Origin of the sequence: Citrobacter sp. TBCS-15, assembly GCF_005280815.1 — a bacterium.
Classification (GTDB): domain Bacteria; phylum Pseudomonadota; class Gammaproteobacteria; order Enterobacterales; family Enterobacteriaceae; genus Citrobacter; species Citrobacter werkmanii.
Genome location: NZ_SZWK01000101.1, coordinates 23,445 through 36,275, shown reverse-complemented (window position 1 = coordinate 36,275; position 12,831 = coordinate 23,445). Strand labels below are relative to the sequence as shown.

Below are 12,831 nucleotides of genomic sequence, written 5' to 3'. Positions count from 1 at the left end.
TTAACCGAACTCGCGCAGGCGGTGCGCCATTTTACGGAAGAAGGATTCCTGGCTGGCATCGCGATCCTGCTTACCGGTGATAACAACGGTAGCCGTCGTCCCGGCTGGCCACAGGCTTCCCTGCTGCTCATCAAGACGAATGCGCACCGGCACACGCTGTGCCAGACGGACCCATTCAAGATTGGAATCAATGGTCGCCATACCTTTTGCGTCCCGCGTGCTGCTGGCATTCGTTACGCCAGCCGCCACGCTATCAACGGTACCTTTCAACACATTATTGCTACCAAGCGGGGTAATTTCAGCGCGATATCCAGGGCGTACGCCTTCCAGCTTGGTTTCTTCCATATACGCCAGGACATAGAACGAATGCTGTTTTACCAACGCCACCGCCGTGGAGCCACGGGTAATAAATTCGCCGCTGTAGACATTCAGGTTAGTCACCCAACCATCCGCTGGCGCACGAATAACGGTACGTTCAAGATCCAATTTTGCCAGATCGCGGGTCGCTTGCGCCTTCGCCAACTGGTGTAATACGGTTTGCAGTACGTTGTTAGACTGATCAATCTCTTCACGAGACATGGCCTGCACGCCCAGACGGTTACGACGACCGGCTTCCTGACGTTTTTCCTGCGCCAGAACCTGGTAATAAGAGACGTCGGCTTCGGCCTGTTCGAGGGCTTTTTTATAGCGCGGCTGGTCGATGGTAAACAGGACCTGATCCTTTTTCACCAGTTGGTTATCATGGACGTTAACGTTGGAAATAAGACCCGCAACGTCCGGCGCAATGGCAACGACATCTGCGCTGAAACGCGCGTCACGCGTCCACGGCGACTCGGTGTAGAACACCCATGCGCGGAAAATAGCGATGAAGGCCAGAATGACCAGTACGAGAGTCATGGCCGTACGGGAGAGTTTTTTTGTTAGTGTTTTCACTTCAACCTCAAACGAACAGGCGCGTTATTAAATAGAACAGGCAGCAATACAGCGCGGTGTTAAACAGAGCCGGATGCCAGACAAAATCATAAATGCCAGTGGGAACCAGCACCCGGCGCACCAGCCAGAAAATCGCCAGTGACAAAAGCAATTCGAAAAAAATCGGTGGGAAGGACAAACCAAACACCACGATAACGGGAAACAGACTCATGTTGACCTTGGTAGCTTAAGAGAGTGCAGGTGATAGATTTTCTAGCGTATGTCACCGCAGAGAAGGGCAAGGATGAGCCAGGCGAGAGCGACATAGCCGTTATTTGAATAATAATATATTAACGTAACTGTTATGCTGTTATCTATATTATGTGATCTAAATCACTTTTAAGCCAGAGTGAATAATGGAACGATTAAAACGTATGTCGGTGTTCGCCAAAGTTGTCGAACTGGGCTCCTTCACCGCCGCCGCAAGACAGCTACAAATGAGCGTTTCATCGATAAGCCAGACGGTCTCTAAACTGGAAGATGAGCTACAGGTCAAGCTGCTAAACCGCAGTACGCGCAGCATTGGGCTAACCGAAGCCGGTAAAATTTATTATCAGGGCTGCCGTCGAATGCTGCACGAAGCGCAGGATGTGCATGAGCAGCTGTATGCCTTTAATAACACTCCTATCGGCACGTTGCGTATTGGCTGTTCTTCAACCATGGCACAAAATGTCCTCGCCGGGCTGACGGCGAAAATGCTGAAAGAGTACCCCGGCCTGACGGTAAATCTGGTCACCGGCATCCCGGCACCGGATTTAATTGCTGATGGCCTGGATGTGGTTATCCGCGTCGGCGCTTTACAAGACTCCAGCCTGTTTTCACGTCGTCTGGGAGCCATGCCGATGGTGGTCTGCGCCGCTAAAAGTTATCTCGCCCAGTTTGGCGTCCCGGAAAAACCTGCCGATCTCAGCAATCACTCATGGCTGGAATACAGCGTTCGCCCGGATAATGAATTCGAGCTTATCGCCCCGGAAGGGATCTCCACCCGCCTGATTCCAGAGGGGCGCTTCGTCACTAACGATCCGATGACGCTGGTGCGCTGGCTGGCCGCAGGCGCGGGCATTGCTTATGTACCATTGATGTGGGTGATCAATGAGATCAATCGCGGCGAAGTGGAGATCCTGCTTCCCCGCTACCAGTCGGATCCGCGTCCGGTCTATGCGCTGTATACCGAAAAAGACAAACTGCCGCTTAAGGTTCAGGTAGTGATTAACTATCTGACGGATTATTTTGTCGATGTGGCGCAGCTGTTCCAGGGAATGTATGGTCGAGGGAAAGAGAAATAAGAAGAGTCCAGGCCGGATAAGGCGTTAACGCCGCATCCGGCAAGATGCCCGATGGCACTGACGCTTATCGGGCCTGGATCATGATGTTATGCGGTGCCGCCGACCGTCAAATTATCGACCTTCAGCGTCGGCTGACCCACGCCAACCGGCAGGCTCTGGCCTTCTTTCCCACAAACGCCTACGCCGTTATCCAGTTTCAGATCGTTACCCACCATCGAAATTTGCTGCATCGCTTCGATACCGGAGCCAATCAGCGTCGCGCCTTTCACCGGTTTGGTCACTTTACCGTTTTCAATCAGATACGCTTCGGACGTCGAAAACACAAATTTCCCGGAGGTGATATCCACCTGGCCGCCGCCAAAGTTAGGCGCATAAATACCGTATTCGACAGATTCGATAATTTCCTGCGGCGTAGACTTCCCTGGCAACATATAGGTGTTGGTCATACGAGGCATCGGCAGATGCGCGTAAGATTCACGGCGTCCGTTCCCCGTAGGTGCCACGCCCATCAGGCGCGCATTCAGTTTGTCCTGCATGTAGCCTTTCAGAATACCGTTTTCGATCAGCACGTTATACTGGCCCGGCGTACCTTCGTCATCAATAGCCACGGAACCACGACGGTCCGCCATGGTGCCATCATCCACAACGGTACACAGTTCTGACGCGACCAGTTCACCCATATGGCCGCTAAATACGGAGGTGCCACGGCGGTTAAAGTCGCCTTCCAGACCATGACCGACCGCTTCGTGCAGCAGAACGCCAGGCCAGCCAGCGCCGAGTACCACCGGTAACGTACCGGCCGGCGCAGCTACCGCCGAGAGATTGACCAGCGCCATGCGTACAGCCTCTTTCGCCCACGCGTCGGCACGAACGTCACCATCAAGATCGCCAAGGAAATAGTCATAGCCAAAGCGACCGCCGCCACCGCTCGCGCCGCGCTCACGTTTACCGTCTTCTTCGACCTGTACGCTGACCGACAAACGCACCAGTGGACGGACATCCGCGGCCAACGTACCGTCGGTCGCCGCCACCAGAATCAGCTCATAAACACCGGTCAGGCTGGCGGTTACTTCCTGAACGCGCTTGTCGGCAGCACGCGCAACGCTGTCAACGCGACGCAGAATATCCAGCTTCTCTTCGCGGCTCATGCTCTGTAATGGATCGACCGAAGTGTAAAGCGCCTGATGCTCTACCGCACCCAGCGTTTTTACTTTGCCATCGCCGCTGTCGCGCACAATAGTCCGGGCAGCATGCGCACTTTGCTCCAGCGCCAGCAGGCTAATCTGGTCTGCATAGGCAAACCCCGTTTTTTCGCCGCTGATGGCACGCACGCCAACACCCTGATCGATATTGTAAGAACCATCTTTAATGATGCGGTCTTCTAAAACCCAGGATTCGTGATAGCTCGACTGAAAATAGAGATCGCCGTAATCAAGACGGCGTTCGGCCAGTTGGCCCAGGATGGCAAACAGATCCTGATGTTTCAGGCCATTCGCCGCTAGCAATTGTTCACTTACCAGGTTCAGACTCATCGTTTTGGTTACTCATTTAATTCTGCCGGATGGCGGCAAAAACGCCTTATCCGGCCTACGTTGTTAGGCTACTGTAGGCCGGATAAGCGCTGCTCCATCCGGCAATACTATGTACTGAGATTGGGGCAATTACTTGCCCCCGTCAAATCATTGCTGGCTTTCTTTGCGCGGCTGACGCAGAACTTCGTTAATCTGCGGCTTATCAACCGGACCGGTGATACGGTAACGCAGAATCGAAACTTTACTCCACAGCGGTCCCAGAACCTTACTGGCGGCAAACACCGCCGCGCCGACAATCGGGTTAACGGCGAACGCGGCGGCAACCCCAACGGTGGCAGAAATTTCAGGTGCGACAACCGCTTCCATATCCAGTTCACGGCGTACCAGATTCACCGAGCCTTTCATCGCGATGTCGGCTTCCAGACCGTCCACCAGCGTGTCGTCGGTATGCATCACGCCATCTTTAATCCACGCCGTGCTGCGAATAGAGTCGAAATAGAAGCCTTCACTGAAGGTATCGCTAAAATCAAAGCGCAGTTTACGTAGCAACGCATCAAAGCTTAACAAGCGTAACAGCTGCCCCGCATGTCCGGTACTAAGTTCGGTAAGTTCACCTTTGCCCAACCGGGTGCGCAAAATCCCATTCAGCGACGCTTCATCCGGATCCCACGGTGGATTACGCCAGTGCAGGTCGTACTCCACATTGAATGAAGAGTTACGAATCGGCGTCGATACGCCAAAGAAACCGGCGGCAGAGTCAATTTTTTTGCCGTTCAGTTTTCCCTTCAGTGACGTACGCTCTTTACCCGGCACATTCACCCATTCGCCGTCGGCTGTCAGTCTGGCAAAGCCGGTATCCAACAGACCGTTGCTCAACGTGAGCGTATCGCCTTTGATCGCCACATCGGCATCAATACGTCCATATTTCTGTCCCCACAGCCAACACTCTGCACAGCGGAGCTGAACATCCGGCCAGCCACGGAAGCTGACGTTATTGATGGTAGAGAAAGGCGACGCTGGCGCTGTACCGGGAGACGTCTTTGCAGCGCTCGGGTTGTAATAAAGATATTTAATGTTCGCCAGCCACGGGGCGTTATTGCGCATAGCCAGCGTGGCGTTAATCTCACGCCCCTGCGCCTGCACGCTGGAACCGCTGCCCGAAGGCTCAGACACAATACTCAAATTATTCCACTGCTGCCCCCCCAGAGACAACGATGGCGTACGTACCGTGATACGCTGTGGGAAGTTGGCGTTCGAGCCAACGTTATCCGCAGCGCCTTTCTGGAACAATGCCAGCCATTGCGCGCCATCCATAGGGGGAAGATTGAGTTCAATGCCTTGCTGATCGGGTAATGCGGGCACGGTGCGGCTTTCCGACGTCCAGATAGCGCGGTCAAGGGTCAGCTTCTGATTCAGCAGCCAGTGACTGTTAAAGTGATTCTTGCTCCCTGCATTGCCGGTGAGATCAAAGCTACGCAGATTGCCGTTGGCCTTCACGTTTACCGGCAGAGCCTCGCCGGCCGCCTTATTCAGTGGAGCGGGTAAGTGACTACTTACATTCTTCAGGTCACTCTTTAACGCAATGTCGTAGGTCGCCCCGGCATGGTACGGAAGATTGATGCCCACCTTGCCATTCCACGCCATACTGCCGCTTAACGCATCGTTCACCTGCGGCGGCAAAATCCCCATACGGTTTGGCTGCCAGTCGCCTTGCAGATTCACCGCCACCTGATAGGCTTTAGCCCCTTCGGTAGTGGAAAAGTCGACGTTCAGCGGCTGATTAAACCAGTTTGCCGTCATCGGCTCGCTCTGCAGATCGCCGTTCACAAAGCTGAATTTACCGGTCAAATTCTTCAACGTGCTGTCGAGCGGTTTAATAAACAGACTGTTATTACGCAGATTGACGTCACCTTTGGCCGTAACCAGCGAGCCATCCAACGGGATATCGAGATGTAAGCGAGCATTCACATCGCCATCAATCTGCAACTGTTCAAGCGTGGCGCCAAGAGAATCTTTTAGCGGCGTATCATCAAAATAAGGTCCAACCGCTTTGCCCGGCCCGTTGATGTCGGCATCAATCAGCAGCTTTTCTTTTGCATAGTCGGGAATATTGGCCGTCAGGTTACTGGCTTTTACGCCGCCTAAATTAACGCCATCCGTTTTCATCCACAGACCGTCGTTAATGAAGTTCAGTTCAATATTGAGGTCAGTCAACGCAGGCCAGTCGGGCTGGAAGGCGAATTTAGCATTGCGTAGCGGCACCAGGACCTGAAATTGCCCTTCATTGTGCAGATACGGGAACAAATGCGGGTTGCCGCCATACACCAGCGTGGCATTATCCGCTTCGCCACCCTGAATCGCGCCGCTGAGGTAGTCAACCAGCTCTTTGCCCATCAGATTTTCCGGGAAGTAGCGCCAGGCCTGAGAGCCGTCATCAGTACTGATCCCCGCCAGAATGCCTAACCATGGCTCGTCACCGGTCGGTTGCAGATAGCGAAAACCTCCGCGCGCATGTACCGCTTTCGCTTTGACATCAATGTTGCGCCCATCTAACTGAAAACCTTTATCATTTTTCAGCCAGCTTAGCGTCGCCACGCCGTTCTCTATTTCCAATGGTGCGCGAAAGACGGTTTCATACGGCATTTTGGCTTGCTTCATGTAAGCGGTTAGCGCCCCATCTTCAACGCTTCCCGCAAGCGTACCGGAGAAGTGTTCTGCCCCTGGCAGCAGCTTCCACTGTTTCCAGGCCAGATTGGTCCACGAGGACTGGAAACGGGTTTTTTCTGTCGCCTGTAACGGGATATCCAGCGCCAGCACATCTATTTTGCCGCTCGGCTGCGTGGCGCGCCAAATATCACCCAGCGCAGGCGATAACCTTGAGGCCATCGGGCGCAACCCTTCTAATCCAGCCAGTTCCAGATTACTGGCACGAATACGAAGCTCGTCGCTGCGCTTGTTATTCTCACCACCGACTTCCTGCTCCGGGATCCAGGCCAGCGTTAACGCCCCGCTCGGCCAGGGTTTATCATCCATGGTGATACGGGTATCGGGAATAGAGAATTGCCAGCCCGGTTGTTCCCGGCTGATGTGCGCCGTCAGATTATCAACAGAGAGCGTATGCGTGCGGTTTTCACCCAGCCAGCTGGCACCGCCTTTTTTCAGCCAGACATCCCCCCCGGAGACGACGCCTTTATTGATCGTCATCCATGCTTCCAGGCTAAAACGCGCGGTTTGCAGCGCGACATTATCCTGCATCCATTTGCCCAGCCACGGTTTGACGTCAATGTCGTCGGCCTGCAACCAGACCCGACCATTATTCAATAGCCCATTATCGTCGCGCAGATCCATGCGCACCTGCATAACGCCATGCTGCCCAGTCAGACTGGAAAGACTGACCTGACCCTCAGCACGATGCCGGTTTTTACCGTTCAGCCAGGTAAGCTGAGGAATCGCCAGTTCCGCGCGCTGGCCTGAGAGGGTTAAAAAGCTAATTTGACTGTCGCGGAGATCGAAATGATCAAACTGACGCAGGAAGAGATCGCTGAGGTGACCCGCTTCAATTCCATCTCCGCTTTCACTACTCTGGATGGGGGTATTGGTGCGCAACTGCAGTTGCCAGAAGGTGAGATCGCGAAACTGCCAGCGCATGTGCAACAAACTTTGCCAGACATCCAGCGCTAACGTGACGCGTTTTACCGAAAACTCACCGCCGTCTTTGAGCTGCGCGTGGATATCACGCGCCTCAAGCGTAGGGCCGAAATTTTGCCAGTTGGCGGAAAGTTGGCTGGCAGAAACGGGCAAACCGGTCGCGGATTCAATCTTACTGAGAATGGCCGGACGCCAGCTATCAAGATGAGGTAGCGCAAGGCGTAGTCCACTGACCAGCAGCGCTGCAATGACAACGAATGCGGCTCCAGTGAGCAGTAATATCCCCGGCAATCGCCTCACGCGCCTCTCCTTGTCTGCAAAAAAATGTGACTCACACCCCTTGAGTGTATATTGCCGGATGGCTGCGCTTGCGCCTTATCCGGCCTACATGCGCTGGTGCTACTACTCAATTACATCATTACGACGTCGAACTGCTCCTGGTTATAGAGCGGTTCAACCTGGACTTTGACCTGTTTACCCACAAAGATTTCGACTTCTGCCAGCGCATGCGACTCTTCGCCTTTCAGGGTTTCCGCCACTGCCGGAGATGCATAAACCAGGAAGCGATCGGAGTCGTATGCATGGTGTACGCGGACAATTTCGCGCATGATTTCATAGCATACTGTTTCCACCGTTTTCACGGTACCGCGTCCATGGCAGGTAGGGCACTCATTGCACAGCACATGCTCCACGCTTTCACGCGTGCGCTTGCGCGTCATCTCTACCAGGCCCAGCTGTGAAAAACCGTTAATACTGGTTTTTACGCGGTCCTTGCTCAGAGCCTGCTCCAGAGAGTGCAACACCCGGCGCCGATGGTCTTCATTATTCATGTCGATAAAATCGATAATGATAATGCCGCCCAGATTACGCAAACGCAGCTGACGCGCAATGGCCTGCGTTGCTTCAATATTAGTATTAAAAATAGTGTCGTCGAGATTACGATGTCCAACAAACGCGCCGGTATTGATATCCACGGTGGTCATCGCTTCGGTTTGATCGATGATCAAATAGCCGCCGGATTTCAGCTCAACTTTGCGTTCAAGCGCGCGCTGGATTTCATTCTCAACGTCAAAGAGATCGAAAATGGGCTGACGTCCGCTGTAATGCTCCAGCTTGCTGGTCATCTCGGGAATGTACTCCGCCGTAAATTCCAGCAACGCCTCATAGGTCAGGCGAGAGTCGACGCGGATCCGATCAAGCTGGGCATCGGCAAAATCACGCAAAACGCGCTGCGCCAGCGCCAGTTCGCCATACATCTGATAGCGCGTTTGCGGGCGTTTTTTGCGCTCCATGACTTTCGTCCAGACGCGCTTCAGGTAGGCAGCATCCGAGGCCAGATCCTCTTCGCATACGCCTTCCGCCGCCGTACGAATGATAAATCCGCCCTGCTCATCACAGTAATCGGCAACCACTTTTTTCAGGCGTTCGCGTTCGGTTTCGCTTTCGATACGTTGGGAAACGCCAACGTGCGATGCACCCGGCATAAATACAAGATAACGGGAAGGTAGCGTAATGTCCGTCGTCAGGCGGGCGCCCTTAGTTCCCAGTGGATCTTTTACCACCTGCACCATCAAATCCTGGCCCTGGCGAACCAGTTCAGAAATGTCGCGTACGGTGAACTGTTTTTGTTCTTCACCGGCCACGCATTCGGTATGCGGCATGATGTCTGAAGCGTGAAGAAATGCGGCTTTATCCAGTCCAATATCTACAAAAGCCGCCTGCATACCCGGAAGCACACGACTTACACGACCTTTGTAGATATTGCCTACGATTCCACGTCGCGCCTCACGTTCAATATGAATTTCCTGCAGAATACCGCCATCAATGTAAGCCACCCGAGTTTCCGATGGCGTTACGTTTACCAACAATTCAGCCGTCATGTTTATCCCTTTGCTCACGCAGTGCGTTAAAATTGGTCAGCAACTCATACGTTTCTACCAGCGGTAAGCCGACTACGGCGTGATAGCTGCCATTTATCTTCCTGACAAAACAGCCACCCAACCCTTGAATACCGTATGCACCTGCTTTATCCATTGGTTCACCGCTGGCAACATAACCCGCGATGTCCTCATCGGTGAGTGCTCTGAACGTCACTTCCGTCACTACCAGACAGTCCAGACTGTGCTGGCGATCGGCTAATGCCACGGCGGTCATGACCTGATGCGTGTTGCCCGACAGTTTACGCAGCATTGCGGCGGCATGGGCGGCGTCGTGCGGTTTTTCCAACACTTCGCCGTTAAGAATAACAATGGTATCCGCACCCAATACCGGCAAATCGCGCTGCGCCAGCGCAACGCCAGCCTGCGCTTTTTCGCGCGCCAGACGAGAAACGTACTGCTGCGCGCTTTCCTGCGGGTGCCGCTGTTCTTCAATCCCAGGAATCAGCCGTTCAAACGTAACACCAAGTTGAGCGAGCAGTTCCTGACGACGTGGAGAACCTGAAGCAAGATACAGAGTATTCATATCAACCTTATTGCACCGCAAACTGCTGACGGATTTTACGCATCAGTAAGAATAGCCATGGCCAGAGCACACCATTCACTACACTACTCCAGAACACTTCGGGTCTGAAAGAGACATTGATCACTAAAAACTCGGCCCAGAAAACAATAATATCCACGACCAGTGATAACAACACGACCACCAGCGCCTGTTGCCAGAGCGCGAGGTTGCGGAATAGCTGGAATTTCAGTGCAACCAGATAGGCAATGATACTCATCGACAAGGCCCGCACGCCAAGCGTGGAACCGCTAATGAGATCCAGTATTGCACCTACCACGAACCCTGTGCCCACATTGACGCGATGCGGCAGCGCCAGAATCCAATACAACAAGATGAGCAGCACCCAATTTGGCCGGAAAACAAGAATGTCATCCGGCCAGGGCATAACTTGCAGCAACAGTGCAATAAGGAACGAAAGCCAAATAACCCAACGCCCCTGGCTACGATAGCTTGCCACTTACTGTCCTCCCGGCTTACGCGGAGCAGGTTGTGGCGGCGTGGTGTCCGTAGGCGCTGTAGTGACGCCTGTCGCAGGTGCCGGTACTGGCGCTGGTGGCCCCATAGCATCTGGCGCAGGCAGAACTTGCGGCATCATTTGCATCAAACGTTCATTGGCAACACGGTGTACTTCTTCCGGCGTCATCGGATTGGCGCCGTTACGATCGGCTCCCCACAACAGCAGCAGATAGCGCAAACGCTGCAAACCCGCGGTCGGACGTGCCTGAATGACGGTATAAGCACGCTGAGTGTCCAGCTTAACGGAAGAAACAACAGCAACCGGATAACCTTCCGGGAAGCGTCCACCCAAACCGGAAGTCACCAGCACATCGCCAACGCGAATATCGGTGTTCGCCGGCAGATGTTCGAGCTGAAGATCGTCCGTACAACCGTTGCCCGCAGCAATGACGCGAATATCGTTACGCAGAACCTGGATTGGCAGAGCATGTGTCGCATCGCAAATCAACAGCACGCGGCTGGTCAGTTTTGCTACCGCAACGACCTGACCCACTACACCTTTGTCGCTAATAACTGGCTGACCTTCGTAGACGCCGTTAACGCTCCCTTTGTCGATCACGACCTGATCGCTGTAAGGGTCATTAACCGTTGAGATGACCTGCGTCACCATCTTTTGTTCGTCCTGACGCAATGGCGATCCCAGCAGCTCGCGCAAACGCGCGTTCTCCTGTTTATATTGCCCCAGCATCAGCAGCTCGCTATTTTTCAGCAGCAGTTCCTGACGCAGCGCCCGGTTTTCAAGTTCGAGTTGGTCACGCGAAGCCAGCGTTTGCGACACGCCGTCGAGTAATTCACGAGGACCATTAGAGATAAAGTAGAAAGGACTGACGGCGGTATCCATGTACGTTCGGATTTGACTAAACGTACCCAGGCGGCTGTCGGCAATAATAACGCCGAGCGCCACCAGCACCGCCAGAATAAGGCGAATCTGTAGCGACGGGCCACGGCTAAAAATTGGCTTCATAGTCTATGCGTATTCTCGTATCAGAGCGGTAGGGCAACCCGCGGGTCACCCTACCTGCGTCCGATTACTCTTCGCTGAACAGGTCGCCGCCGTGCATATCGATCATTTCCAGTGCTTTGCCGCCACCGCGCGCCACGCAGGTCAGCGGATCTTCAGCAACAACAACTGGAATACCGGTTTCTTCCATTAACAGACGGTCAAGGTTACGCAGCAGCGCACCGCCACCGGTCAGCACCATACCGCGCTCGGAGATGTCTGAAGCCAGCTCTGGCGGGCACTGTTCCAGTGCAACCATTACCGCGCTCACGATACCGGTCAGCGGTTCCTGCAGCGCTTCCAGAATCTCGTTGGAGTTCAGGGTAAAGCCGCGTGGAACACCCTCAGCCAGGTTACGGCCGCGAACTTCGATCTCGCGGACTTCGTCGCCCGGATAAGCGGAACCGATTTCGTGTTTAATACGTTCTGCGGTGGCTTCACCGATCAGAGAACCGTAGTTACGACGAACGTAATTAATGATGGCTTCGTCGAAACGGTCACCACCAATACGTACGGAAGAAGAGTAAACCACACCGTTCAGGGAGATAACGGCAACTTCAGTGGTACCACCACCGATATCCACAACCATTGAACCGGTTGCTTCAGAAACTGGCAAACCCGCACCGATCGCGGCCGCCATCGGCTCTTCGATCAAAAAGACTTCACGGGCGCCTGCGCCCTGAGCGGATTCACGGATCGCACGGCGTTCAACCTGGGTTGCGCCAACCGGTACACACACCAGTACGCGCGGGCTTGGGCGCATGAAGCTATTGCTGTGCACTTGTTTGATAAAGTGCTGGAGCATTTTTTCAGTCACGAAGAAGTCAGCGATAACGCCGTCTTTCATTGGGCGAATTGCAGCGATATTGCCCGGTGTACGACCCAGCATCTGCTTCGCATCATGACCTACTGCAGCCACGCTTTTCGGCGAACCGGCACGATCCTGACGAATGGCCACAACAGAAGGCTCATTCAATACGATGCCTTGTCCTTTTACATAAATAAGGGTATTCGCGGTACCCAGGTCAATGGACAGGTCATTGGAAAACATGCCACGAAATTTTTTCAACATACTAAGGGATAATCCTGAAAGCTGGGGCGGAAAACAAAATCCGCTTACTTTACCAACCACACGCAGCAGCGACAAGGCGCAAAAATCATCTGCTACGGTGAAAATTAGTGCAGTTCGTTTCCTTTGTTACAAAACCGGCCTGAGTCCATCAGGGCTGAAAAAATCAGCAGCATTCCTCGCTTTTGTTTGCAACCTGTCAAAGGTCATTCACCTGCATGTTTGCTGTTACAACCTGGCGAGCAGACAAGCACACCCCCAGAAGGCACAGCGCGCGTTATTCTACGTGAAAACGAATTAAACGGC

11 protein-coding genes are annotated in these 12,831 nt (G+C 53.7%); 2 read left to right on the top strand and 9 right to left on the bottom strand.

The annotated features are described in order from the left end of the window. The gene (gene aaeA / locus FDW96_RS03285) at positions 1–933 is read right to left on the bottom strand and encodes a p-hydroxybenzoic acid efflux pump subunit AaeA (protein WP_137365213.1); all 933 of its coding nucleotides are present in this window, start codon (positions 931–933) and stop codon (positions 1–3) included. A 7-nt stretch (positions 934–940) separates the two neighbouring features. Then, complete coding sequence (aaeX, locus tag FDW96_RS03280) at positions 941–1,144, bottom strand: p-hydroxybenzoic acid efflux pump operon protein AaeX (protein ID WP_003025177.1); 204 nt, start codon at positions 1,142–1,144, stop codon at positions 941–943. Between the two features lie 184 nt (positions 1,145–1,328). Between aaeX and aaeR the strand changes: the two genes are divergently transcribed. Continuing rightward, on the top strand, positions 1,329–2,258 hold the full coding sequence (aaeR, locus tag FDW96_RS03275; protein ID WP_038634351.1) for an HTH-type transcriptional activator AaeR: 930 nt from the start codon (positions 1,329–1,331) through the stop codon (positions 2,256–2,258). A gap of 86 nt (positions 2,259–2,344) precedes the next feature. Here the strand turns inward: aaeR and tldD are convergent, their stop codons facing one another. From tldD to mreB, 7 genes are all read right to left on the bottom strand, one after another. Then, positions 2,345–3,790, bottom strand: a complete 1,446-nt coding sequence (gene tldD, locus FDW96_RS03270; RefSeq protein WP_032940819.1) for a metalloprotease TldD — start codon at positions 3,788–3,790, stop codon at positions 2,345–2,347. A gap of 147 nt (positions 3,791–3,937) precedes the next feature. Beyond that, on the bottom strand, positions 3,938–7,738 hold the full coding sequence (yhdP, locus tag FDW96_RS03265) for an AsmA2 domain-containing protein YhdP (RefSeq protein WP_137365212.1): 3,801 nt from the start codon (positions 7,736–7,738) through the stop codon (positions 3,938–3,940). 110 nt (positions 7,739–7,848) lie between these two features. Then, on the bottom strand, positions 7,849–9,318 hold the full coding sequence (gene rng, locus FDW96_RS03260; protein ID WP_003828822.1) for a ribonuclease G: 1,470 nt from the start codon (positions 9,316–9,318) through the stop codon (positions 7,849–7,851). Beyond that, complete coding sequence (locus FDW96_RS03255; protein ID WP_042311341.1) at positions 9,308–9,901, bottom strand: nucleoside triphosphate pyrophosphatase; 594 nt, start codon at positions 9,899–9,901, stop codon at positions 9,308–9,310. The genes rng and FDW96_RS03255 overlap by 11 nt, the downstream gene beginning before the upstream one ends. Positions 9,902–9,908: 7 nt before the next feature. After that, on the bottom strand, positions 9,909–10,397 hold the full coding sequence (gene mreD, locus FDW96_RS03250; protein ID WP_038634362.1) for a rod shape-determining protein MreD: 489 nt from the start codon (positions 10,395–10,397) through the stop codon (positions 9,909–9,911). Beyond that, positions 10,398–11,420: a rod shape-determining protein MreC gene (mreC, locus tag FDW96_RS03245; RefSeq protein WP_042311343.1), complete on the bottom strand. Its 1,023-nt coding sequence runs from the start codon at positions 11,418–11,420 to the stop codon at positions 10,398–10,400. Between the two features lie 64 nt (positions 11,421–11,484). Next, a complete protein-coding gene (gene mreB / locus FDW96_RS03240; protein WP_000913396.1) occupies positions 11,485–12,528 on the bottom strand; it encodes a rod shape-determining protein MreB in 1,044 nt (347 codons plus the stop codon). Here mreB and FDW96_RS24995 point away from each other — a divergent pair. Beyond that, entirely contained in the window at positions 12,506–12,826 is a 321-nt protein-coding gene (locus FDW96_RS24995; protein ID WP_154050627.1) for a hypothetical protein, read from the top strand. The two genes, mreB and FDW96_RS24995, sit on opposite strands and share 23 nt — an antisense overlap. The last annotated feature ends 5 nt before the right edge of the window (positions 12,827–12,831 follow it).

Excerpts from the sequence above, each read along its gene's own strand:
- aaeX (WP_003025177.1), bottom strand. The coding sequence starts at position 1,144 with ATGAGTCTGTTTCCCGTTATCGTGGTGTTTGGTTTGTCCTTCCCACCG.
- aaeR (WP_038634351.1), top strand. The coding sequence starts at position 1,329 with ATGGAACGATTAAAACGTATGTCGGTGTTCGCCAAAGTTGTCGAACTG.
- tldD (WP_032940819.1), bottom strand. The coding sequence starts at position 3,790 with ATGAGTCTGAACCTGGTAAGTGAACAATTGCTAGCGGCGAATGGCCTG.
- rng (WP_003828822.1), bottom strand. The coding sequence starts at position 9,318 with ATGACGGCTGAATTGTTGGTAAACGTAACGCCATCGGAAACTCGGGTG.
- FDW96_RS03255 (WP_042311341.1), bottom strand. The coding sequence starts at position 9,901 with ATGAATACTCTGTATCTTGCTTCAGGTTCTCCACGTCGTCAGGAACTG.
- mreC (WP_042311343.1), bottom strand. The coding sequence starts at position 11,420 with ATGAAGCCAATTTTTAGCCGTGGCCCGTCGCTACAGATTCGCCTTATT.
- FDW96_RS24995 (WP_154050627.1), top strand. The coding sequence starts at position 12,506 with ATGCCACGAAATTTTTTCAACATACTAAGGGATAATCCTGAAAGCTGG.
- mreB (WP_000913396.1), bottom strand. The coding sequence starts at position 12,528 with ATGTTGAAAAAATTTCGTGGCATGTTTTCCAATGACCTGTCCATTGAC.